This window comes from Algibacter sp. Ld11 (genome assembly GCF_045066735.1).
Taxonomy (GTDB): Bacteria; Bacteroidota; Bacteroidia; order Flavobacteriales; family Flavobacteriaceae; genus Algibacter.
This window is the reverse complement of sequence record NZ_JBISHH010000005.1, coordinates 69,059-94,883: the sequence shown is the minus strand read 5'-3', so window position 1 is coordinate 94,883 and position 25,825 is coordinate 69,059. Positions and strand designations below refer to the sequence as shown.

At 31.9% G+C, this 25,825-nt stretch carries 17 protein-coding genes; all 17 read left to right on the top strand.

Features of this window, described 5'->3' with window-relative positions; translation table 11 throughout:
* Positions 1–2 precede the first annotated feature (2 nt).
* The 17 genes from ACJJV4_RS02470 to ACJJV4_RS02390 all read left to right on the top strand — a co-directional run bounded on the left by ACJJV4_RS02470 (position 3) and on the right by ACJJV4_RS02390 (position 25,816).
* The gene (locus ACJJV4_RS02470; RefSeq protein WP_405291780.1) at positions 3–1,421 is read left to right on the top strand and encodes a TlpA family protein disulfide reductase; all 1,419 of its coding nucleotides are present in this window, start codon (positions 3–5) and stop codon (positions 1,419–1,421) included.
* Between the two features lie 115 nt (positions 1,422–1,536).
* Positions 1,537–2,751 carry a thioredoxin family protein gene (locus ACJJV4_RS02465; protein WP_405291778.1) on the top strand — a complete coding sequence of 405 codons (1,215 nt, stop codon included), beginning with the start codon at positions 1,537–1,539 and terminating at the stop codon, positions 2,749–2,751.
* Positions 2,752–2,965: 214 nt separating this feature from the next.
* A complete protein-coding gene (locus ACJJV4_RS02460; RefSeq protein ID WP_405291776.1) occupies positions 2,966–3,523 on the top strand; it encodes an RNA polymerase sigma factor in 558 nt (185 codons plus the stop codon).
* Positions 3,524–3,650: 127 nt separating this feature from the next.
* The gene (locus ACJJV4_RS02455; protein ID WP_405291774.1) at positions 3,651–4,778 is read left to right on the top strand and encodes a FecR family protein; all 1,128 of its coding nucleotides are present in this window, start codon (positions 3,651–3,653) and stop codon (positions 4,776–4,778) included.
* Positions 4,779–4,938: 160 nt separating this feature from the next.
* On the top strand, positions 4,939–8,571 hold the full coding sequence (locus tag ACJJV4_RS02450; protein WP_405291771.1) for a SusC/RagA family TonB-linked outer membrane protein: 3,633 nt from the start codon (positions 4,939–4,941) through the stop codon (positions 8,569–8,571).
* Between the two features lie 10 nt (positions 8,572–8,581).
* Entirely contained in the window at positions 8,582–10,117 is a 1,536-nt protein-coding gene (locus ACJJV4_RS02445; RefSeq protein WP_405291769.1) for a RagB/SusD family nutrient uptake outer membrane protein, read from the top strand.
* A gap of 291 nt (positions 10,118–10,408) precedes the next feature.
* The gene (locus ACJJV4_RS02440; protein ID WP_405291767.1) at positions 10,409–11,608 is read left to right on the top strand and encodes a redoxin domain-containing protein; all 1,200 of its coding nucleotides are present in this window, start codon (positions 10,409–10,411) and stop codon (positions 11,606–11,608) included.
* A 29-nt stretch (positions 11,609–11,637) separates the two neighbouring features.
* Positions 11,638–12,828, top strand: a complete 1,191-nt coding sequence (locus tag ACJJV4_RS02435) for a redoxin family protein (protein WP_405291765.1) — start codon at positions 11,638–11,640, stop codon at positions 12,826–12,828.
* Between the two features lie 11 nt (positions 12,829–12,839).
* The gene (locus tag ACJJV4_RS02430) at positions 12,840–14,258 is read left to right on the top strand and encodes a TlpA family protein disulfide reductase (protein WP_405291763.1); all 1,419 of its coding nucleotides are present in this window, start codon (positions 12,840–12,842) and stop codon (positions 14,256–14,258) included.
* Between the two features lie 12 nt (positions 14,259–14,270).
* Positions 14,271–15,470, top strand: a complete 1,200-nt coding sequence (locus ACJJV4_RS02425; RefSeq protein WP_405291761.1) for a redoxin domain-containing protein — start codon at positions 14,271–14,273, stop codon at positions 15,468–15,470.
* 21 nt (positions 15,471–15,491) lie between these two features.
* Positions 15,492–17,057 (top strand): hypothetical protein, encoded by a 1,566-nt coding sequence (locus ACJJV4_RS02420; RefSeq protein ID WP_405291759.1) that lies wholly within the window; start codon positions 15,492–15,494, stop codon positions 17,055–17,057.
* A gap of 9 nt (positions 17,058–17,066) precedes the next feature.
* On the top strand, positions 17,067–17,582 hold the full coding sequence (locus ACJJV4_RS02415; protein WP_405291757.1) for a hypothetical protein: 516 nt from the start codon (positions 17,067–17,069) through the stop codon (positions 17,580–17,582).
* Between the two features lie 27 nt (positions 17,583–17,609).
* The gene (locus ACJJV4_RS02410; protein WP_405291755.1) at positions 17,610–18,980 is read left to right on the top strand and encodes a TlpA family protein disulfide reductase; all 1,371 of its coding nucleotides are present in this window, start codon (positions 17,610–17,612) and stop codon (positions 18,978–18,980) included.
* A gap of 52 nt (positions 18,981–19,032) precedes the next feature.
* Positions 19,033–20,370, top strand: a complete 1,338-nt coding sequence (locus ACJJV4_RS02405; RefSeq protein WP_405291753.1) for a TlpA family protein disulfide reductase — start codon at positions 19,033–19,035, stop codon at positions 20,368–20,370.
* An 85-nt stretch (positions 20,371–20,455) separates the two neighbouring features.
* Positions 20,456–23,251 carry a M16 family metallopeptidase gene (locus ACJJV4_RS02400; RefSeq protein ID WP_405291751.1) on the top strand — a complete coding sequence of 932 codons (2,796 nt, stop codon included), beginning with the start codon at positions 20,456–20,458 and terminating at the stop codon, positions 23,249–23,251.
* A 131-nt stretch (positions 23,252–23,382) separates the two neighbouring features.
* Entirely contained in the window at positions 23,383–23,829 is a 447-nt protein-coding gene (locus ACJJV4_RS02395) for a protein-disulfide reductase DsbD domain-containing protein (protein WP_405291749.1), read from the top strand.
* 19 nt (positions 23,830–23,848) lie between these two features.
* On the top strand, positions 23,849–25,816 hold the full coding sequence (locus tag ACJJV4_RS02390; RefSeq protein WP_405291747.1) for a cytochrome c biogenesis protein CcdA: 1,968 nt from the start codon (positions 23,849–23,851) through the stop codon (positions 25,814–25,816).
* The last annotated feature ends 9 nt before the right edge of the window (positions 25,817–25,825 follow it).

Genomic DNA, 25,825 nt, shown 5'->3' with positions numbered 1-25,825 from the left:
ACATGAAAAAATCATTAATAGTATTAGGCATAGCGTACTGTTTCTTTTCTTGTAAAGAGCATGCTTCAACAAAACAAAGCTTAAAAGAAGATTATACTATAATTTCTGGAAAAATAGTAAATACCGATACTAAAAAGATAGACTTAACAAGCTCAGTAATGTTTAGTGCAAACCCTAACCCTAAATATTCTATACCTGTATTAAAAGACGGTACCTTTAGAGACACCTTAACTTTAACACCAGGGCATTATCAATTCACAGAAGGTGAAAACAGTACAGAACTACATTTATTTAAGGGAGCAGATATTAATATTTCTTATAATGCAAAAGACTTTAAAAAGACCTTAAATTTTTCTGGTAAAGGCTCTGGAGTTGCAAAATTTCTTTTAGAAAAAAATAAAATAACCACAAAAGTCTACGCTAGGGATAGCGTTACTGGTACTAACATTTATAATAATACAGAAAAAGACTTTAAGGCAAAAATAGACCTTGTAAAAAGTGATTTAGAATTAGCTTTATCTTCAAATAAAAATATTTCTGAAGACATTAGAGCTATAGAAAAAAGAGACATACATTATTTACATGTAGATTTTATAAACAGGTTTAAGGGTGTCCACGCCTTTATAAGTGGAGACTCTACTTATATCCCATCTAAAAAATTCACTAAAGAGCTAGATGAATTGACGTACGACAATGAAGAAGATTTTATATATTCAAGAACTTATGCATACTTGTTATTAGAGCATTTTAGAGATAAGGCCATTAAAAAAGAAAGTGAAAGGTATCCTTCTAATATGGAGTTATTAAAATCTTTTTTAAATATCCCGAACGAAAGCATTAAAAATACAATGCTTGCATTCTATGGAAAATCTTCTTTACCAAGAGCGAAAAACTTAAAAGATATGTACACTCTTTTAAATTCTAACTCAACAAATAATAAAGACAAAGAAAGTTTTACCCAATTATACAACGACTTAAAACTATTAACCAAGGGGCAGCCATCTCCAATGTTTGAAAATTATGAAAACTATGAAGGAGGTGCCATGTCTTTAAAAGACTTAAAAGGAAAATATGTATTTATAGATGTTTGGGCTACTTGGTGCGGACCATGTAAATATGAAATTCCTTACCTAGAAAAACTAGAAAAAGAGTATCATAATAAAAACGTAGCTTTTATTAGTTTATCTGTAGATAGAAAAAATGCTTATGATGCGTGGAAAGAAATGATAAAAAATAAAAACATGGGAGGTATTCAGCTCCTTGCAGACCATGATTTTAAATCTAAGTTTATTCAAGATTATAAAATTAGAGCTATACCACGGTTTATATTAATAGACCCTCAAGGCAATATTATTAGCGCCAATGCACCTAAACCCTCTAGTGCAGAAATTAGACCGCTTTTAGATGAGTTGATAAATTAACAACATTAATAAATATATACTATAGAATCAACATTTGAAACTTTAACATTATTAATAATAGCAAATTTAAATTTTCTGGTTTTAGATTATATAAACACAATAAATAACAAATTCAATGAAAAAAGTATTATCAGTTTTAATAGTTACGTTATTTTTCAATATTACATTCTCACAAGGTGTTTCTTTTGAACACGGAACTTTTAGCGAAGTTTTAGAAAAAGCAAAAAAGGAAAACAAATTGGTTTTTATGGACTGCTATACAACGTGGTGTGGACCTTGCAAATGGATGACAAAAGAAATTTTCCCTCAAAAAGAGGTTGGAGATTTTTTCAATAAAAACTTTGTAAGTATAAAAGTAGATATGGAAAAAGGAGAAGGTGTTGAGTTAAACACTAGGTATGGTGTAAAAGCATATCCAACGCTATTATTTATTGATGCTAACGGACAAATAATTCATCAGCTTGTTGGAGGAAAACCAGCTGATGAATTAATAAAAGGAGCAGAAAATGCTCTTAACCCTAGCATGACCATGAGTGCCATGACTAAAAAATATGAGAATGGAGAAAGAGATTTAGATTTTGTTTTAAGTTACATAGATGTCTTAGATCAAGCATATAGTAAAAAAGAGAGCCAAAAAGTATCAAAAGAGTTAATGTCTAAATTACCTGTAAAGAAATTTGCAAACAAAGACATGTTTAAAGTTATAGCAAACTCTGATGTAGATTATAATTCTGAAGCTTACCAATATGTTTTAAAAAACAAAGAAATGCTTTTATCAAAAAAAATTGACTCTACTCAATATTTTGGAGTTATAAGTGGAGCTATTAGAAACTATTTAGAAAATAAGGCTGAAACCGTTGAAACTCTTGACGAGTTAAAAGCTGAAATTGAAAAATGTAAAAAAGATTATGCTTCGCCATATCAAGAAGTAATAGAACAAAGGCTAACCTATACCTATTATTTAGCTCAAAAAGATTTTGATACTTGGTTTAATTTAAAACTAGAAGAGGCTAACAAACAAAAAGGAGAACAAAGCTATGTATACACTGTTCACGATATAGGCGATGAAGTTTTAAGAAATCCAAAATTTGAAGGTTCTAAAGCATCTATAGATAGGGTTTTAAAATTAGGACACGAACTATATGAGCTAGAAGATAATAGTGGTATTATTATGGGAGGTTTTTTATTAGCAAAAACATACCTTAGAGCTAAAAACAAAGAAGAAGCATTAAAATATTTCAATATTTTCTTTGAAGAAAATAAAAAATCTGGAGGAAATAATGACCATCCTTCAGTAAGTAGTGTTTTAAATGCTATTGAAATTCTTTAATATTTGTTTTCTAATTACATGGATTACTTAAAAAACCGCGCTAAAAAGGCGTGGTTTTTTATTTTTTAAAATTAAGTTATTCTTTAATGAAGTATTCAAATAAATATTCATTATTTAAAACCATTTACGTAATTATTTAAATGTTTCCTGATTATTAAATTTCTATTAATATCTTTTTTATAGATTTGTAAAAACCTTAAGCTCTCTCAACTTAATGAACCTTATTCTTGAGGAAATAAGAAAAAAAAACGAAATAGTTTTTAAAAACTTTTTTGACAAACATTATAAAGAGTTGGTTGTGTATGCTAACGGTTTTCTTTTTGATATAGATGCCAGTGAAGACATAGCACAAGAAATCTTTATATACATATGGGAGCATGCCAATAAGTTAAATATTGAAACTTCTTTAAAAGGTTATCTCTATACTATGGTAAGGAATAGATGTTTCAACTATCTAAAATCTATAAAAATTACCGATAATTTTGAATTGTTAGATTTTAATATCAATTTAATCACAGAGCACGTTTTTAATTCTACTTCAGACGAAGATAAAACCATTGTATATCATCAAATTCTTAAAATTGTTGATACACTTCCTGAAAAAATGCAGCAAGTCGTTAAACTTAAGTTTCTTCATAATTATAAGTACTCCGAGATAGCTAAGGAACTCGGGATTTCTGTAAATACTGTTAAAACACAGTTGAAAAGAGCAAAATTGAAAATTACAGAAATGGTAACGGTTATACTTGTTTTGCTTGAAATAAATCAGTAAAAATTAATATTCGTTGATTTAAAATCATTGAATTTGATTTTTTTTTGAAAAAAAAGTATTTTTTTTGTCACCCATTATTATCTTTTTGTTGTCTTAATGTTAAAGCATTGTAATACAAGACAACTAAATGGAATTCAAATTAATTATAAAGAAACTAAATAACACCCTTTCTGAAGAAGAAGCCACTATTTTTCAGGATTGGTATAATGAGTCCAACTTTCATAGAGCATACTTTAAGAAAGTGAAGGAAAATTATCATAATGAAATAGTTTTAATAGACATTGAAAAAGGTTGGAAAGAAGTAGAACAGAAAATAAAACCGGTTGCAGTTAATAAAACTGGCTATTTAAAGTATGCTGTTGCCGCAGCTATTGTGTTATTAATTTCTATATCTTTTTTATTTAATAACGGAAAGGATAGGGAGGTAGTAGTCCCAGTAATAACCAATAATACTATTAAAACAGGTACAGATAAAGCAACGCTTACTTTAGAAGATGGTACATTGATAGCTTTAGAAAAAGGAGAGCAATATATTTCTGAAAATTTAGAAAGTGATGGAGAAGCTTTAGTCTATAAAGGATCTAGTGTAACTTCAAAAGAAATGGTTTATAATTATTTAACCATTCCAAGAGGTGGTCAATATCACATAGTTCTATCAGACGGTACAGAGGTTTGGTTAAACTCAGATTCTCAAATAAAATATCCTGTGACATTTATAAAAGGTGAAACTAGACAAATTGAATTGGTTTATGGAGAAGCCTATTTTGATGTAACTCCAAGTACAGCTAATAACGGATCTAAGTTTAAAGTACGTACAGAATCACAAGAAATAGAAGTTCTAGGTACTGAGTTTAATATTAGTGCTTACAAGGATGAAAGGGCGATTTATACCACTTTAATTGAAGGGAAAGTTGCTGTAATAAATGGTAAAGCAAATACTATTTTAAGCCCTAGCCAGCAATCAATTATTGTAAAAGAAAAAAATGGTATAAATGTAGTTAAGGCTGATGTTTATTCTGTGACTTCATGGAGAAAAGGTGTTTTTAGCTTCGATAATATGCCTTTAGAAAATATTATGAAAGTTTTAGCAAGATGGTATGATGTAGATGTTGTATTTGCTAATCCTAATTTAATGAACGAGCACTTTACCGGTGTTTTGAGAAAAAATCAAAATATAGAAGATATTTTAAATTCAATTCAAACCACTAATAATATAGCGTATGAAATAAATAATAAAACAATAACTTTTAAATAGAAAAAGAAAAGGGAATTGAGGCTCGAATATCTCACCAAACTAACCTCGCTTTCCCCTTTAACCATTAATTAATCAAATTATTAACTAACACAGCAAATTTATGGAAATTAATTTAACCAATGTTCTTTCCCTTAAAAGAAAAAACGTGCTAAACATTATTATGAGAACATTTATTTTCTTCTTTTGTTCTACCGTTTTTAGCTTTTCTTCAGGAGATGTATTCTCTCAGAACGTAAAAGTTCAAATAAATTCGGACAAGACAATAAGTATTGACGAGGTATTTAACATTATTAAAGAGCAAACAGATTTTAATTTTATATATAAATCTGGAATGTTTAAAAACTATCCAAAAGTAGATGTAAAGCAAGGTACAGTAAAAGCAAATAGATTGTTAGAAAGAAGTCTTTCAAGCGGTGATTTTAAAATTATCATTTCTGATAAAAACACTATTGTTATAAGGCAAGAATCTGATATTCAGGACATTGGGATTAGAGGGCAAATAACAGACTCAAAAGGGCTTCCTTTAACAGGAATAACCGTTTATGTTTCCAATAGGCAACCGTCTTATGATAGAGTTTCTAGTGACTTCGTTATTAGAGGCACAGCTACTGATTTTGATGGTAATTTTAAACTAAAAGCAGAAGTTGGATATTATTTAGTTGTAACGGGTTTAGGTTATGAAATACATTCTGAAATTATAACAACGGAAACAACTTATAATATTGCTTTAAAGGAAAGAGCAGATGTTTTAGACGAAGTTCTTGTAGTTTCAACAGGTTATCAGGAAATCTCGAAAGAGAGAGCAACTGGTGCGTATGTTGGTGTTAGTCAAAATCAATTAGAAAAACCAGCTTCAAGCATATCAGAAAGAATTGTTGGTATGGTTGCCGGTGTACAAAGTACGGTAAATGCCGATGGTACTGTAGACTTTCAAATTAGAGGGCAATCTAGTCTTTCTGCTAATCAACAACCATTAATTGTTGTCGATGGTTTTCCAATAGAACAAGGGTTTAGTGCCTTTGACGATCTTGGTTTGTTTGGTTCCAACAGTCCAGATGTTCAAGGAGGTTTTGGTACTATAAATCCAAATGATGTTGAAAGTATTACAGTTTTAAAAGATGCAGCAGCATCTTCTATTTGGGGAGCAAGAGCAGCCAACGGGGTTATTGTTGTTACTACAAAAAAAGGAAAAAAGGGAAGAACAAATGTATCCATTTCTTCCTTCGTTAAAATGTCAAGTAAATTAGATTTAGATTACGCTCTTACAAGAGGTTCTAGTTCGGATCTTATTGATTACCAGCAAACAGCATTCGACTCCAATTTCTTTAGTAGTGCCTTTGGTGGGCCTCAAGGCGCTACTTCACGTGATTTAGGAGCATATTCACAAGCTTTTGTAGCCATGAATGAAGCACGCTTAGGTAGAATAACAGAAGCAGAAAGAGATGCAAGACTTGCAGCATACAGAGGTTTAGATAATACTAAGCAAATTAGAGATTATTTACTGGAATCTCCTTTAACAACTCAGCATAACATTAGCATTTCTGGTGGAAATGAAAAAATGACTAACAATGTATCCTTGTTGTTTGAAGACAATAAAGGCTTTTTTCAAGGTGATGATTCTAAAAAATACTTAATAAATTTTAGAAATAACACAGCTTTAAGTAAAAGAATTAGTTTTCAGTTTGGAGCTATGATGCAACATAAAAGCGTAAATACTAATTCTGGTCAGCAAGATCCTTTATCTGGAGCCGGTGATATGTTAAGCACCATAAGAGGTTTGGCTCCATGGGATATGTTAAAAAACCCTGATGGTAGTTTAACAGATATGTCTTACTTAAAATACTACAGACCAAATCTAGATGCTTTTGTTCCTTTAGAGAGTTTCCCTTACTCAGACTGGTCGTACAACCCAATTTCGGAAGTTCAAAATAGAGATATTAACACAAAGCAATTAAATGCTCGTATTAATGCAGGTTTAACTATTGATGTAATGGAAGGGATGAAGTTTTCTTCTAGCCTGCAGTACGAACAATTTAAAACAACAGCAGAAAATTATTATAGCGATAAAACTTTTGATGTTCGCCAATTTATTAACGAAACTTCTGGTCCAGAATGGAATTTTGGAGGTACGCCAACACAACTTGTACCAAGTGGAGGTGTTTTAGAACAAGCGTCATCAGAAATTGAATCTTATAATTTTAGAAATCAATTAACTTACAATCGTATATTTAATGAAAAGCATGCTGTAGATTTTGTAGCGGGTACAGAAGTTAGAAGTAGAGTTGCATCTACCACTCAAAACCCTCCTGCTTTTGGTTACGACCCAGAAACTTTAATAACTTCGGAACTTCTAGGAGATCGAAATTCGGCAACTTTGTGGAACTACTACCCAGCACAATATGCCAGTTATTTCTACGATTTTAGTTTAGCTGCAGAACATCAATTTACAGAAAACACCGATAGATTCTTTTCGGTTTACGGAAACTTAGCATATACCTATAACGATAAATATACTGTTTCGGGAAGTTATAGAACAGATGCTGCAAACATTATATCTGATGATCCAGCATTACGTTACGATCCTTTTTGGTCGGCTGGTTTAGGATGGCATATAGGACAGGAAGATTTTTTAAGTCATGTAGATTGGATAGATAGGTTGTATTTAAGAAGTACATATGGATCAGGTGGTAATATAATTCCAACAGCTTCATTTACACCACTTATAAATTTAAGTAGTTCATTGAATGATGTTACAAATCAAATTACAGGGAGTATTACAGATGTTGGGAATCCAACACTTAGATGGGAAAAAACTAAAAGTTGGAATATAGGAACAGACTTCTCTATATTAAACGGAAAGCTAAATGGTTCTGTAGATGTTTATAACAAAAAAGGAGAAGATCTAATTGTAAACCAATCGTTACCTACGGTATATGGTACAAACGAACAAATGCTAAATAATGGTAAAATGGTGAACAAAGGATTCGAATTAAATATTGGTACCAATTTACCGCTTAAAGGAAATGATATTGTGTGGTCTAGTAATTTTACATTCGCCCACAATAAAAATGAAATTACAGAATTCGATAAAGGAACCTATCACCAAACCGAATTATATGGCGGCCCTACATCTTCATATAGGGAAGGTTTTGATGCGAACACCCTTTGGGCTTACCAATATGCTGGTATGCAAGACATAGGTTCAGGTACAGTTGTTCCAACCGTAGTAGGAGAAAATAATACGAACATAGCTATAACAGGCTGGGCATCTGGTGATGCACGTAATTTTATGGTAAGTCAAGGTACAACCAATGCACCTACAACTATTGGTTTTAGAAATTCTTTTAAAATTTACGATTTTAATTTATCTTTTATTTTAACAGGTAAATTTGGTCACGTTTTTAATAGACAAAGCTTTAACTACCCTGGAAGCACAGGTGGTTCTAATTATAATATTAATAGCAACTATAACGAAGTCGCTAATGGTGATCCTGATTTAATAATTCCAATACCAACTGATGAACCTAGTTATTACTTCTATGATAGGTATTATCCTTACATGGACTATTTATCGCAAGATGCTGGGCATATAAGAATTCAAGAAATAAATTTAACGTATTCATTACCTAGAAATATAATCCAAAAATTAAGAGTGAATTCTATAAATCTCTTTGCCCAGGCAAATAATGTAGGTGTTATTTTGTTTAATGATTTTGGGGAAGATCCAGAATATCCTAAAGGAACTTTAAGACCTCAAGCAACTTTTACATTTGGAATGAATTTAAACTTTTAATTTAAAAACTATGAAAAAATTATATAAACATATATTAGTAATTGCCATTTTGACTTCATTCTTCAGTTGCGATTCGTTTTTAGAAGAAAGTCCAACAAAATCAGCATCTATTGTACCAGAATCTTTAGCGCATTTTGAAGCGCTATTAAATGATTATTCTAGTTTTAGTGATGAAGGTATATCTGCATTAATGTTCGGAACGGACGATTATGAATTATCTACAGATTTATATGATGGTTTTAGTAGAGCATATAGACCCGCTCAAGCTATTTTTGCTACTTGGGATATGGATCTTGTAGCTAATGAAGGTATTAGGTATTCTGGATGGGATACTGAATTTGAAAAAATTTTTACTGCAAACTTAATATTAGAACAAATTAATGATGTAGATGCAACAGATAGTGAAAAGGCTAATCTTATAGCTGAGGCTCACTTTATTCGTGCTTATAGTTATTTTATACTTTCAAACGTATTTTGTTTGCCTTATACAGAAGCTAATAAGGGCGAACTTGGTTTACCAATTAAGCAAACTACAAGTTTTGATGAAGCTATAGAAAGAGCAACCCTTGAAGAAACATATGCACTTATAGAATCCGATTTAATGAAAGCCTTAGAAATTACGCGTGAGTTTGGGCAAGTAAATGGCCTTAATAATTCATGGCGTGCTAGTACTGCTGCTGTAAATGGATTTGCGGCGCGTTATTACTTAGCGCTGAACGAATATGATATGGCTCAAGAATATGCGCAAAATGCATTAGATGAATATGATGATTTAAGAAATTATAATACAGATATGCGCTATTCGGATATTCCAGAACAAGCTACAATATTTAACCCGGGGCCAACTAATGTTGATATCTTATACCCATACACACATGATCAACAAACGGTTGTAGAAGATAGATTAGATTTCGGAGAGTCTTACTACTATAGACAGTTAACTAATGCTTATTGGGCATATTGGCCTTCTCAAGAGTTATTAGGGCTTTATGATCAAACAAATGATCTTAGATATAAGTATCATATCGTTGAGGATTATACATATACCCGTGGAGCTGTTTACCCACCTTATAGTTATCCTGGGTATATTTTCTTCTTTAAAAGTGATATTCTTAGTGGCCCTTCGGTATCTGAAATGTTATTAATTAAGGCTGAGTGCCAAGTAAGATTAGGTTTGTGGTCAGATGGAATTACAACTGCAAATGTGTTAAGAGTAGCTAGAATGGATGCCACAGCTGATTCTTCTGATATTAATTTAAGTGCAACTTCTCAAGCAGAAGCCTTAGTTAAAGTTTTAGAAGAGCGTCGTAGAGAACTTCCTTTTGTGCATAGATGGTATGATGTGAGACGTTACAATAATAATGACGATGCATCGGATGATGTTGTAATGACTAGAACGTTCTATCCTTTTAATGCAAGTGCTATTATTAGTAGTGAAGCTCCTATAACTTATACTTTAGAGAAAAACTCGAGAAAGTTTGCTTACCCAATTCCTAATGATGAAATCTTAATTTCTAATGGGAAATTAGAACAAAACAAATATTAACACAATGAGATAAGATTGAAATGTTAGGGTTTATAAATTTTATAAACCCTAACATTTTCAAATAATCATTACACCCTTACTATTTTCAAGTTTTTAATTGCATGTATTTATTTAATACAGAGCAAAGGAGCTTTGTATATCAATTACAAAAAAAATTGTTACGTATAGTTTATAAGCATGCTATGTGAAATTTTGATGTACTGAGTATTTATGGAAGTGATTTAGTTCCCTGTAAATAAGTGGAATACGCGTTTAATGTGCTCTAAAATTAATTGTAAAACAAATTATCAAATGAAGAAATTAGCTCTAATAGTTATTACTGTTTTAATTGTTTTCTATAGTAATAAAATAACATCGCAAACCACAACAGCATCTGGATACACTATTACTGGAACAGTTAAAGGTATTGATAATGTTTATATTAAATTAAGAGAAGAGGGAATTCGCGATCGTTCAGAAATAAAGACCCTTGACAGTGTTAAAATAACCAATGGTAAATTTGAATTCAAAGGAAAAGTGGATTTAATTGACATGGTGGGTTTAATAATTGATGATCTATACTTTGGCCGAATTATACTTGAAAATAGCCCTATTTCTGTGGAAATAGATGTTACCAATCTTAATAAGAGTAACCCTTATTTTGTTCCTGTAGTTCGTGGATCTAAAAGTCATGACCAGTATGCTGCGGTAGATGCAAAAGTAAAAGCAGTTTTTAAAAATCCAAAGTATAAACCTTTAGATGCGTTGCGAGAAATGTATATGACGGCCAAAAAAACGAAAGATCCAAATGATATGGATAAGGCCAACGCAAAACAAAAAAAGCTTATACCGTTGTCTGAAGAAAGGATAAATACTATGACTAAAATTAAATATGATTTTGTTAGAAATAATCCAAGCTCTCCAGTAGCGGTTCATGTTTTAGGCTATCAGTATACTGAAGGTAGAATGACCAAAGATGAACTCAAAGAGTTTTATCATTTATTTAAAGGAGATGCTAGAGAAACCAATTTCTTTAAGCACCATATAACCAAAGTTTATAAAGACAATTTTGAGAATTTAGGTATTGGTAATATAGCTCCAGACTTTACATTAAAAACCGTCAATAATAAAGAATTAACGCTTTCAAAAGTAGAAGGTAAGTATTTGCTAGTAGATTTTTGGGCATCATGGTGCATCCCTTGTAGAGCATCGTTTCCGCATTTAAAGGAACTGAGAAAGCAATATGGAACAGAAGGATTTACAATTGTAGGAATTGGAACTGCGGATAAAGAAGACAAATGGGGAAAAGCTATTGAGGAAGACCAAACACCTTGGCTTCATGTTTTTGACACGAATGAGGAAGGAAAACAGATGTACGGCCCCGTAGCTATAAGCTATAGCGTTCCGCATTTACCAACTACTTTTTTAGTAGATCGTGATTTAAAAATTATTCTACGTAATCCTTCAAAAGAGGAGTTAGATACTAAGCTAAAAGAATTGTTTGGACATTAAAACAACATAACTATTAAAATATTAACTATATGAAACATATCATAAAAAAAGCTGTTTTTGTACTATTCATAGTTGCATTTGTTTTTTCAAACAAAACAAACGCTCAAGAAACTAATAATAAATTCACATTAACAGGAGAAATAAAAGGGCTTTCTGGTAACTTATATTACAATAATCCAGATAGAGAATATACAAGAGAATTTCGAGCAGATTCTATTATTGTTGTAGATGGAAAATTTCAGTTGTCAGATTCCATTTCTAAATTAGCATTATTAAGAGTTTATCCGTCATTTAGAGATAAAAACAATAAAGTATTTAAGATTCCTAAAGGAGGAAGAGGATATTTTCCTGTGAAATCTGCTTATTTAATGTTTTACGCTTTTCCGGGGGGCAATATTACTGTTTCAGGTGAAGCTACAGATTTTGTTAATGCCTATCCTTCGGGTGATAAATACAATAATAGTTTAGCTGCGGCAAACAAGATAACCTACCCAAATTATAATAAAATGGGAAACTTGGCTGTACAAAATACCTACGAAACAGATTCATTAAAAATTAAAGAAAATGAATTAGAAGCAGAAAAAATATTTAAAACGAATACAGAAGCATTAATAGCACATATTAAAGCAAATCCAAAGTCGTTAGCTGCTGCTTGGTATTTAAATGATATGTTGGTTCGTTCACATATTGATAATGAGCAGGCCGAGGTGTTGTTTAATAATTTGTCTACAGAATTATCGGAATATTCAGATTATAAAGATGTAGCTGCTCGCATTGAAGGCACAAAAGCCACTAAAGAAGGGTTTCCTGTTCCAACTATTAAAACAACTGCAACGTTAGACGGTAAAGAGTTCGATATTAAATCATTTAGAGGCAAGTATGTGTTAATTGATTTTTGGGGTATTTGGTGCGGACCATGTGTTGCCGAAATGCCACAGGTTAAGGAATTCCAAGAAAAGCATAAGGATAAATTAGTGGTTCTGGGAATTAATTCTGGTGATACTAAAGAGAAAGTTCAAAATTTCATTAATGAAAAAGGATATGATTGGCAACAAATTTTAAGCTCTAAAGAAAGTAATTCAGACAACTTTGTAAACCGTTTTAATGTACAAGGCTTTCCAACTAAATTAATTATCGATCCTCGAGGGAATATTGTAAAACGATTTGTTGGTGGTGGAGAAGAAGCTTTTCAATTATTAGAGGAATTATTAGAAAAATAAAACATATACATATGTGCCTAAATAAATTTTATCTCATATCTACTATTTCAATTCTAACAATAATAGCTTCAGGTTGTAACTCAAAAACACATGTCGATTACGCAGTTGTTTCGGGGAAATTTAAAAATGTAAATGAGAATGAAGTTGGCTTTAGGTCATCAGTTTATGTTCCTATAGGGGACACATTAGAAGCTGTGGTTAAAACTATTAATTTTGATGAATACGGTAATTTTGTTGATACGATTTATTTAAAAAAAGGCAGAGATTTTACAATTTTCAATAATAAAAATTGGTTAAATATTCATCTTAGACTTGGTGATAAATTGCAGGTAACAGCAGATATTAATGATTTGGAAACTACCGTGAAATATAAAGGAACTGCAGCTCCAATTAATAACTATTTCCTTAATTACTATCAATTATCTAATAAAGAAAATAAAAACTACCAGGCTAATTTAAAACTAGATGAGTCTGAATTTAAAATTGTAAAAGAGGAATATAAAAATTCTATGCTTAAGATGTTAGATTCTATTGATGGGCTCCCAGTAGAATTTATCGAAGCTCAAAAAAAAGATTTGCATTATGGCTTAGTTGGAAACTACATAAACTATGCTGAGCGTCATGGAATGGTGGTTGGTGATGAACATTACAAACCCTCTTCAAAGTTTTTAGATATAGTAGCAACGGTTAATTTGAATGATTTAGAAGAATTTAATAGGTCTTTGCATTATGGTCAGCTTCTAAAGAAATATTACACTTACGAGTACTCCAAAATTGGTGACTTTTTTGAGGAAGACAAAGTTAAGTTTGTTCAGTTTTTGGAACGTGAAATTAAGAATCAGAAAATAAAGGAGGAGCTTTTGTTTCTGTATGGTGCTCCAATCCTAACAAGTACCAAAAAAGTGGAATTATGTTTGGATATCTTAAATAGAAATATTTCTAATGAGGACTATAAAAAAGTATTATTAGAGAAGTATAATCAATTACAATTAATGATGCCAGGGAAACCATCTCCATCATTTACATATCAAAATGTAGACGATAGCGATGTTTCTTTAAGTGACTTTAAAGGGAAATATGTTTATATAGATCTTTGGGCAACTTGGTGTGGGCCATGCAAGGCTGAATTTCCTTATTTAAAAGCGGTTGAAAAGAAATATCACGGTAATGGGAAAATTGAATTTATAGGTATTTCCATTGATAATTTTAAAAATATTGAGAAATGGAAAGACGATGTCGAAAAACATGACTTAAAAGGGATTCAATTAATTGCAGGAGACGACAGAACCTCTGGTTTTATTGGTGAATACCAAGTAGAAGGTATTCCTAGATTTATTCTAATAGATCCTGAAGGAAAAATTGTTGATGCTGATGCACTTAGACCATCTGACCCAAAATTAATTGAACTGTTTGAAGAATTAGGAATATAAAATATAATTTAAATGAAAACACTATTTAATACTATAACACTAATAGCATTATGCTTTTTTGTGTTTGTAAGTTGTAAAAAAAACGAACCAAAACATGATGGTTATACAATTACTGGAAATGTTTCAGGAGTAGATTCAGAATGGGTAAAAATAGTTAAACCCAATTATGCAGATCGAGGAAGTCTAGGAACAGTAATAGACAGTGCTCAAATACAGAATGGAACTTTCAAAATGAAAGGAAAAGTAGAACATGTAGATATGATGAGCATTTTTATTGGTGAAAAATACAGAACTATGGGAGGGTTTTTATTAGAAAATAGTGCCATAACTCTAACTATGGATCTTTCTATGGCTGATAAACATGGGCAATTTAAACCAACAGTTTTAGGTTCTAAAATGCAGGACAGTTATGAAGCTCAGGAAGCTAAAGATATGGCTGTGTTTAATGATGATAAATATGCGTCGCTTTTAGCTTTAAGAAAAGAAATGGAGGAAGCATATGAGTCTAAAGATGAGGCAGTAATTAAGGCTTATCGAGAAAAAGCTGAAGGCCTTAGAGATTTAATGAATACACGCCAAAAGGAATATCAACAAAGTAAAATTGATTATGTGTTGAAAAACCCAAGCTCTCCGGTTGCGCCTTATATTTTGAGTTTTCAATTTAGTGAAGGACGCATGTCTAAAGATAAAATGAAAGCCATTTATCCTGTTTTTAAAGGTGAAGCTAAACATACTGCTATGTTTAAGTATTATGAAAAAACATATGATGATATATTCAATAGCTTAGGAGAAGGGTCAATTGCTCCTGATTTTAAATTGAACGATGTAAATGGTAATGAAGTAAAACTATCTGAAGTAAAGGCTAAATACAAGTTAGTCGATTTTTGGGCTTCATGGTGTGTGCCTTGTAGAGCATCTTTTCCGCATTTAAAAGAATTATACAAAAAATATGAAAAAGATGGCTTTGAGATTGTAGGTGTTGGAACAGCCGACGAAGAAGAGAAGTGGAGAAAGGCCATAGAAGAAGATCAAACGCCTTGGATGCATTTAAATGATACTGGAGCAAATCATCAATGGGGTGTTGTTGCAAGACAATATAGCGTCCCCTTTTTACCTACAACATTTTTGATGGATGAGAATGAAAAAATTATTCTAAGAAACCCAACAAAAGAAGATTTAGATAATAAACTAACCGAACTTTTTAACTATTAAAAGAGTAATAAAACATTAAAAATGAAAAATAAATTTATTTACAGTTTAGCTGCCGCATTATGCATATCTATCATAAGTTATGCTCAAAAAAAGCAAAATATCAGTGTGCTTTATGTGGGCTATAGTGCTGAAAAGCCAATACATGAAAACTTGGAATCGATAGTTGTTTCTGGCGGAATGACCCCAGAACGATTTAAGGAAGAATACGGAAAAAGAATGCCCGCGTTTAAGGGGTTGTTAGAGACGTATTTTACAAACGTTAAAACAGTAGATGCCAGAGATTATAAAGAAGTCATGTCATCAAATTATGATGTAACTGTTTTCGATGAAGCGCCAACACCAATAAAAGATCGTGTTATTCATAACGATCCTGTAACGGGAGAATTTGTGAGTATGGAACCGGCTAAATATGTAAGTGATGATTTTAATAGACCATCCATTTTTATTGGACATACATCATCTGTAATAGGGAGTAGTTTAGGCTCTAAGTTGGATTGGTATTGTCTGTGTTTAGATAGACATGCGCATCATATTAAAACAGAACATGCCATTTTTAAAGGTCCATTTAAAACAGAAATTACTTTAAAAAATAGAGCTACCCCAGAAGGTGTTTTAAAAGCGTTTGACGGTTTAGATGAGCCCTCCGAAATCCCAATGTGGGAAGTTGACAGTGAAGGATATGAAGATGGTAAAGGTTTTAGAATAGGTATGGTAGCTCGTGGATGGGGATTTGAAGACTCGCCAGAAGCCGAAATTATTTCAAGTGGTGAATGTTCCAAACAAAAAACAGCTGTTGCTCTAGGAAGGCATGGTAATTTCTTTTTATGGGGCTTTGCCGGGTCGCCAGATTACATGACAGAAGAGGCTAAAGCGGTATTTGCTAATGCTATAGTTTATACTAATAAAAATGCCGATGATAATATAATAGTTAGAAAATACAACCAGCGTATTGCTACTAAGGAATATATAGATGAGATGCTTTTTTACACAACAAAACCATCTTATTTAAGTTATGTTGAATTTTATAAGAAAGTTAATGAAGAAACAGAAAAGCAGAAAATAGCCTTAGAAAAAAAGCAAGCTGCAAATGAAGAATTAACTCAATTTGAAAAAAGGATGCTAAATAGTAAACCGCAAGTAATTGCCACTAGAGAAGGTTACCTTAAAAAGAATATAGGCAGAAACTCGTGGGCAGAGATTACAGGATTAGATACGCTGGCTATTAGAAAATACCTTATTGAAAATAGAGATTACTTTTATTCTGAGCCTAATGGTTTTTACGATTTAAAGGTTGACGATGATATTAAAAGTTTGGGCATTGCAAACACCGATATAAAAATGCTTGATAAAGCAATAAGTATGTTAGAAAAAGGTGTTGAAACAGAAAAGGCACATAGAATATTATTGCGATATACACTCGAAGATTTTACTTCACCCAAAGCATGGAGAACTTGGTTTAATAAACATAAAAACAATATGTTTTTTACCGAAGCTGGTGGTTATGTTTGGATGATAAATGATGCAAATGCAAACCCGAAAGTAAGACCAAGAAATGAAATAGACATTGTATCAAACAAATCTAATTAATTTAAAACTATGAGCTATAGGTTACTTATTATTTTGTTGTTTATAACTAGTGGAATTGGTTGGGCGCAAAAAACAGAAATATTACCAGATTTAATAAACAAAGTTGAACTGGCATCTAATACGTTGGAAGAAGCTAAACCGAATCATATGGATCCGTTGGCATTAAAAGCAACACTAGTTTGGTCTGAAGATAAATCGCAACTAGCTATAATAATGAAAGCAACTCTATTGGAAGGCTGGCATATTTATGCTTATGTACCAGAAACACAACCCTATATAGCAACCGATATGAGATTAATACTTCCCAAAGGAATAACTAAAATTAAAGATTGGGAAAATCCTTATAGCACTCCGTATGAAAATGGGATTTATATTTATGAGGGTAGTATTGTATTTGTTCAATATTGTTCAGTGAATAGTTTTAACAAAGACGATGTAATAACTAGTGGATTATATTATCAAACCTGCGATATACGCAAATGTTTTCCTCCAGAAACAAAGACGATTAGTTTAGTTTTAGATTAAATATTATACACATCAAATAAAAATATAATGAAAAAAATAATAATCGTACTCGTCATAAGTATTTTTAGTTTCGGATGTAAAGAAACTCCACTAAAAGCAAACAAAACAGTAAAGTTAAGTGGAACCATAGTAAATTATACTCAAGACACCTTGTATATGGATAATGTTACTTCTAAAGACATGTTGTTTATAGAAGACATTCAACCTATTATTCTAGATAATAAAACAAGTTTCAATTATACTTTTGAACTGGATAAACCTGCGTATTTCCAGATTGGTAGAACATTTTTGTATCTCTCTCCAGGAGATAGTTTAGTGGCTAATTTAGATACTAATGGTCGTGATTTGGCGTCTTTTACGGGTAAAGGTGCAGAAGCAAACAATTATTTACGAATGGTTCCTTACCCAAAAGGTGGATCTTATTGGGGAAACAGAGCTATTTCTTCTAGTATAAAAACCTACCAAGATATGCCCGAGGCTTTTAAAAAAGCTGCTAAAATTCGATTAGATGAGCTTAATCAGGTAACCAATGTGTCAGAAGAGTTTAAACATTTGGAAAAGGCACGTATAAAGTTTGATTATGTAAATAGTTTAAATTCTGTTATTTATTTATACATCAGTAAATTGATGAGTAAACAAATTACTCAAGAAGAAGCCGATAAAATAAAAGCAGAAGCAGAAGCCTATTTTGTGCCCTATGTTAAAGAATATTTAGACGATTTTAATAATATAGAATACCTTCAGCTAGAAACCTTTCAATCGGTTTTGTATGTCTTAAAAGATGATGAGTTTAGAGCAAAACACAATTTACCAGAGTTAAGCCCAAAGCTAAGTGAGTATATTTTAACAAATGAATTAATAAACGAACTGAAATTTAATGGGTATTCCAATGAGGCAGGAAATAAATTAAAAGAGGGAATAAAACAAGTTGTAAATCAAGATTATGTTGAGGTTTTAAAAAAATTACAATCTGAATATGAAACTATTACAAAAGGAAATCCAGCATCCGACCTTACGTTTACAAAATTAGATGGTAGCACCGTTAAATTAAGTGATTATAAAGGCAAAGTAATTGTGTTGGATTTGTGGGCAACTTGGTGTGGACCATGTATGGCAGAAAAACCTTTTTTTGAAGCTCTTGAAAAAAAATACCAAGAGGATAATAATGTCGAGTTAATTTCTCTTTCTATAGATACTGAAAAAGTTTGGCAAGCTTATTTTAAAAAAAATAAAGTAGTTGGAAATCAGCTACAAATAAATAGAAGCCAACTTACCAATTATAAAGTAGCAGGTATTCCAAGGTTTTTTGTGATAGACAAGAATTTTAATATCATAGATGTTTATGCACCTCTACCTTCTTCAGGAGATTTAGAAACTTTAATCAATCAATACAAATAATAAAAACAGTTTAAAAATGAAAAAATATACAACACTAGTTATAGCCCTTTTAGTGCTTTGGGGATGCAAAAAAGAAGAACCTATTAATTATGTTATCCTTTCTGGTACAATTACAAATAAAACAGAAGATTTCACAATTATGTCTCGCGATAGATCCTTTAAACATGCGCTTACCATGGGGGAAGACGGAAGTTTTCTTGATACGCTTCGGGTAAATGCAGGGACTTATATGTTATATGGTGGAAAAAATGTAGCCGCAGTGTATTTAGAAAAAGGAAATAATATTATAATCAATGCAGATGCCAATAATTTTGATGAAACGCTATCATTTTCTGGCAAAGGATCGGAAGTAAGTAAATATCTTGTAGCTAAGTCAGCTAAAGAAAAAGAATTAAAAGGGGAAGGTCGTACTTTTTACACCCTTGAAGAAGCTGATTTTAAGGCCAAAGCTAAAGAAATTGAGACTACTTTGAAGAAAATGGTTGACACACAGGAAGGTGTTTCGGAAGAATTTAAAGCTAAAGAAAAGAAAGATTTGCACTATGCTTATTTAATGAACTTGAACAGCTATGGCCAATACCATTCGTATTATGCTAAAAAACCTGATTTCAAACCATCGGATTCTTTTTTGACAGAATTTAAAGATTTTGATTTTAATAATGAGGAAGATTACATTGCTTCAGCTAACTACAGGCAATTGGTGTCAGGTAATGTTATGGATGAAGCACAGAAAATGATTAAAGACGAATCTTTGAGCTATAATATGGCAAGTTTAAAATCTGCAACCAACATTAAAAATGAGTACATTAAAAATGATATTCTTTATTCGACAGCAAAAATGGGTATGACCTTTACTAATGATGTTCAAGGCTATTATAAAATATTCATGGATGCGTCTACCGACGACAAGAATAATAAAGAAATTTCAGAGACTTACAACAAATTGAAAACTGTGGCTCCAGGACAACCGTCACCAAAATTTGTTGATTATGAAAACTATGCAGGAGGCTCAACCTCTTTAGATGATTTAAAAGGCAAGTACGTGTATATAGATATATGGGCAACTTGGTGTGGTCCGTGTAAAGCAGAAATACCATTTTTGCAAAAAGTGGAAAAACAATACCATGGTAAAAATATAGAGTTCGTAAGTATTTCTGTTGATAGGAAGGCTGATCATGATAAGTGGAAAGCTATGGTTAAAGAAAAAGAGCTTGGAGGCATCCAATTGTTTACGGGCAATGATTTTAAGACTAAATTTATTGAAGACTACTTTGTAATGGGCATTCCCAAATTTATTTTACTGGATCCTAACGGCGATATTGTTCAATCAAGTGCACCAAGACCTTCTGATGAAAAGTTAATTGAGTTATTTGATGAGTTAGGTGTTTAGTGATTCTTTAAAAATTAACATTTTATTAATAAGGGAGATAACTATTATTAGTGTCTTCTATACATAATCAAAACATAAAACATAAATGAAAAAACTAACAATTTTATTATGTCTGTTATCGGGCTTTATCTTAAGTTCTCAAAATTTAGATTTACCACTGCCAACAGATCAAAGTATTAAAACAGGTGTTTTACCTAATGGTCTTACTTATTATATAAAAAGTACAGATATTGTAGAAGATGCTGCCAGTTACTATATCATTCAAAATGTTGGGTCGGTTTTAGAGAATGACGATCAACAAGGTTTGGCTCACTTTTTAGAGCATATGGCTTTTAATGGTACCGAAAATTTTAAAGGAAAAGGTATTTTAAATACGTTTCAGGAAAAAGGGTTGGTTTTTGGTAGAGATATAAATGCTTATACAGGTTTTGATGAAACGGTTTATAATATTGACAATGTTCCAACAACTCCAGAATTAATAGATGCAGGACTTTTGGTACTGCACGATTGGTGTAATTATTTATCACTAACAGAGGATGAAATTGATGCGGAGCGCGGTGTTATTAAAGAAGAATGGCGTACACGTCAAAACGGGCAAATGCGTTTGTTTCAAACATCGCTACCTATTACTTTTAATCACTCTAAATATTCAAAACGCTTACCAATTGGTTTAATGAGCATTGTTGAAAATTTTGAATATAAAGCATTGCGCGATTTTTATCACGATTGGTACCGTACAGATTTACAGGTTATTGCCGTTGTTGGAGATATTAATGTTGATAAAGTAGAAGCAAAAATTAAAGCATTGTTTTCTGAAATCCCAGTTGTTAAAAATCCCAGAGAGCGCTTTATTGTAGAAGTGCCTGATAACCAAAAAATGCTGTATAGCTTAGGGATGGATAAAGAAATTTCTACAGCTTCAATAGATTTTGGTATTCGTCATAAAAAATCTTTAAAAGACCAAACCGTTAAAGATTTAAAAAAATCTTTGCTAGAGTCCATGGCGACTTCCATGCTTAGTTTAAGAATTAATGAAAAGGCTCAAAATCCGCAAGCTTCTTTTTTAGGTGCGAGAGTTAATTATGGAAGTATGGCAAGAGCTAATAATGCTTTTAGCGTTAGAGTTAGTCCAAAACCAGGGGAACAACAACAGGCTTTTACAGAAGTGTTGACTGAGGTGATTCGGGCTGTAAATTTTGGATTTACACAATCTGAAATTAATAGAACCATAAAAGAGTTTTCAAATTATTATGAAACTCAGATTGCTAAAAAAGATGATAAATCTCATGGAGCAATAATTAACGAAATAAAAGGAGATTATCTTAGTAATGAAACCATTACTGATATTGAAAAGGAATATGCTATTACGAAAAAACTATTTCAATCTTTAACTACTGATGATTTACATAATACTATTAAAAGATTATATTCTAAAACCAATCGATATTTAAATGTTACAGGTGTTGAAGGGCAAAATAATTTAAGCGAAAAAGAAGCTATTTCTATTATCGATAAAGTAGAAAATAGTAAAGATATTTTGGCATACACCGAAGCATTTGAAGGAAAAACTCTAATATCTGGATTAAACATAAAAGCGGGGAGTATTCTTAATACAGAAGAAAATAAAGAGTTAGGTTCTACAACATATACCTTAAGTAATGGTATTAAAGTACATTACAAGTTTGCCGATAAACAAAAAAATATAGTAGCGTTTAAAGCTATTAGTTATGGTGGGAAATCTTTGTTATCAGATGATGATTTGCCCTCTGCAGATTTATTAGGAAATTTAGTTCAAATGTCGGGGTTAGGAGACTACTCAGCTACAGAGCTAAAAAAAGTTTTAGCAGGAAAAACAGCTTCTATGGGTATAGATTTATCTGAAATTACAGAGAATTTAAATGGGTCTTCATCAACTAAAGATGTAGAAACCATGTTGCAATTAATGTATTTGTATTTTGAAAATCCACGTTTTGATGAACAGGCTTATCAAGTTTTACAAGGTGGTATTAACAATTATTTAATTCAAAGAAGTAAGAATATTGATGAGCAAATAAAAGATGGTATCACCACCACGTTATACGGTAACAGCAACCCAAGAAAACGTGTTTTTAATCAAGAATTTGTAAACGATGTTTCTTTTGAGAAAATTAAAGAGGTCTATTTAAATAGGTTTGCGAATCCTGCAGATTTCGATTTTTACATTGTTGGAGATGTTAAGGCAGAGCAATTGGAACCATTATTATCAAAATATATGGCCAGTCTTCCTACTACTAACGATAAAGAAATGTTTAAAGATGTTACTCCAGAATGGATGAGCGACAACGTAGATCAAGATGTGTTTTTAGATATGGAAGATCCTAAAACTAACGTTAATATGGCTTTTAAAGTAAACCGTGATTATTCCGTTAAAAACGAGTTTGTGTCAAGAGCATTGGGAGCGATAATGCAATTAAGATTAACCGAAACACTTAGAGAGGAAGAGGGTGGAGTTTATAGTCCAAGAGCTCAGGCATTTTTGGTTAAGGAGCCAGTATCACTATCGTACTTGTCTATTAAATTTGATTGTAATCCAGATTTAGCAGAAAAGCTAATTAGCATAGTGCATACTGAAATAGCAAAAATTAGTAATGGAGATTTTAAGCAAGAAGATTTGGATAAAACTCTTTCCAGTTACAAAAAAGAAAGGGAACAGGCTAAAAGTGATAACCGTTATGATATGTCCTTATTAACCACGTTTTATAGAGATGGTTATGATATGAATAAGTCTAAGAATTTTGATGATATAATAGGAAATATTTCGAAAAATGATATTGAATCCTTAGCAAAAGAAATGAAGAGAAATGGTAAATCTTTTGAAGTCGTTATTAAACCAAAAAAATAAAAAATTAACACCTTTCTATGTTCTTTTTGTTTCAAAATATTTGAGTTAGTCATTAAATAAATTTAAACAACTTAGAAAGACTCTAAAAGGGTTGTGTTAAAATAACAACCCTTTTTTTAAACACTATAAAAATGAAAAAAGTCACCTTATTACTCTTGTTATTAGTTAGTTATTTCGGGAATTCGCAAGTTCTGGAACCCGTAAAATGGTCTACACAAGTAGAGAAAACGTCAGACAAGGAATATCAATTAATAGCAACAGCTACTATTGATGAGAATTGGCATTTGTATTCCCAAAATGTACCAGAAAACGGACCAATTCCAACAACATTTTCTTTTAAAAGTAATGCCAATTATTTAAAAAAAGGGAATACAAAAGAAGACGCAGGTCACACTATTAATGACCCTGTTTTTGGCATGGAAATTAAGTACTTTGAAAACAAGGCTGTATTTAAACAGCGAATAATGCTAAAAAATAAGACCGCATTTACAGTGGATGCTATAGTTGAGTTTATGGTGTGTGATGATTCTAGATGCTTACCGCCAACAGAAGTAGATTTAGTTTTCGATATAAAATAATTGACTAAATAATTCCAAAATGAAAAAGCTTATTTTATTACTCTCTTTGTTGTTTGTGACTTTAGGAAACTCACAGATTGTGGAACCCGTAAAATGGAAAACATCTGTCGAGAAAATATCAGATAACACATATAAACTCATTTCAAAAGCCTCAATTGAAGCTGGCTGGCATTTGTACAGTCAAAATGTTCCGGAAGATGGTCCCATTCCAACAACGTTTATGTTTGATGATGAAAATGGAGCTTTCAAAATTGTTGGTAATACAACTGAAGGTGAGGGGCATACCGTTGATGATCCGGTTTTTGAAATGAAGATTAAGTTCTTTGAAGGTATGGCAACCTTTGAGCAAACAGTAGAAGTAACTGGAGACAAGAATACGGTGCATGGAGCTGTGGAATTTATGGTTTGTGATGACTCTCGATGTTTGCCGCCAACCGAAGTTGATTTGCAGTTTAATCTTTTTGATAAAAACACTTCGCCTAAAGTGGCTAGCTCTAATACACAAGAAGTTTCAGCAATTTCAAATACTTCCGATTCAAAATCAAGCTCTAAAAATGGACTTTGGGGCATATTCTTTATCGCTTTTTTTTCAGGATTTGCGGCTTTGTTAACTCCATGTGTGTTTCCCATGATTCCTATGACGGTAAGTTTCTTTACCAAACAAAGTAAAACAAAAGCAGCAGGCATAAAAAATGCTATTATATATGGATTATCAATTATTGTAATTTATGTGTTATTAGGCATTTTGGTTAGTTTAATATTTGGAGCAGATGCTTTAAATGCCTTATCTACCAATGTATGGTTTAATATTCTATTTTTCATATTGTTATTAGTTTTTGCTACATCATTTTTAGGTGCTTTCGAAATTATGTTACCAAATTCTTGGGCAAACAAAGTAGACTCACAGGCAGATAGGGGAGGTTTAATAGGTATATTTTTTATGGCATTAGCACTGGCTATTGTTTCATTTTCTTGTACGGGTCCTATTGTTGGAACCTTACTTGTTGAGGCAGCAGCAGGCGGAAGTCAAGTAGGGCCAATTATAGGTATGCTTGGGTTTTCATTAGCCATAGCCTTACCATTTGCTTTATTTGCTGCTTTTCCTGGGTGGTTAAATTCTCTTCCAAAATCTGGAGGTTGGTTAAACACAGTTAAAGTAGTTTTAGGCTTTTTAGAATTAGCATTAGCATTTAAGTTTTTATCAAATGCAGATTTGGTTTTACAATTACATTGGTTAGAACGTGAAGTTTTTATCGCTATTTGGATTGCCATATTTGGAGCTTTAGCTTTTTATCTTTTCGGAAAAATACAATTACCACACGATTCGCCATTAACCCATATTTCTGTAGGTAGATTAGGTTTAGGTTTATTGGTTATGTCGTTTACAATATATATGATTCCTGGTCTTTGGGGAGCTCCACTTAATTTTATAAGTGCATTTCCGCCTCCACAGCATTATAGTGAATCGCCTTATGGTGTTGGGTTTACACAATTGGGATCTGCTTCCGCCAATCATGAAACAATTCCAGAAGGAGCTCATTTAATGCCTCCGCATGATATATTGGCTTTCAATGATTATGATAAAGGTTTGGCTTATGCAAAGAAAGTTGGAAAACCAGTGATGATAGATTTTACGGGGCATGCCTGTGTAAATTGTAGAAAAATGGAGCAAAATGTTTGGGTAAAACCGCATGTTTTAGAAAAGCTTAAAAACGATGTTATCCTTATTTCTTTATATGTAGATGATAAGCGTCCTTTGTTGGAAAGTGAAGTTGTAGACTCTAAACTTAAACCTGGTAAAAAGTTAAAGTATATAGGGCAGAAGTGGAGCGAATTACAAACCATAAAATATAAAGCTAATACGCAACCGATGTATGTACTCATGGATCATAATGAAGAGAATTTGATTGATCCCGTAGCATATACTCCAGATATAGAAGAATACAATACTTGGTTAAAAAAGGGTATATCAAATTTTAAAAAATAGATAATTCCT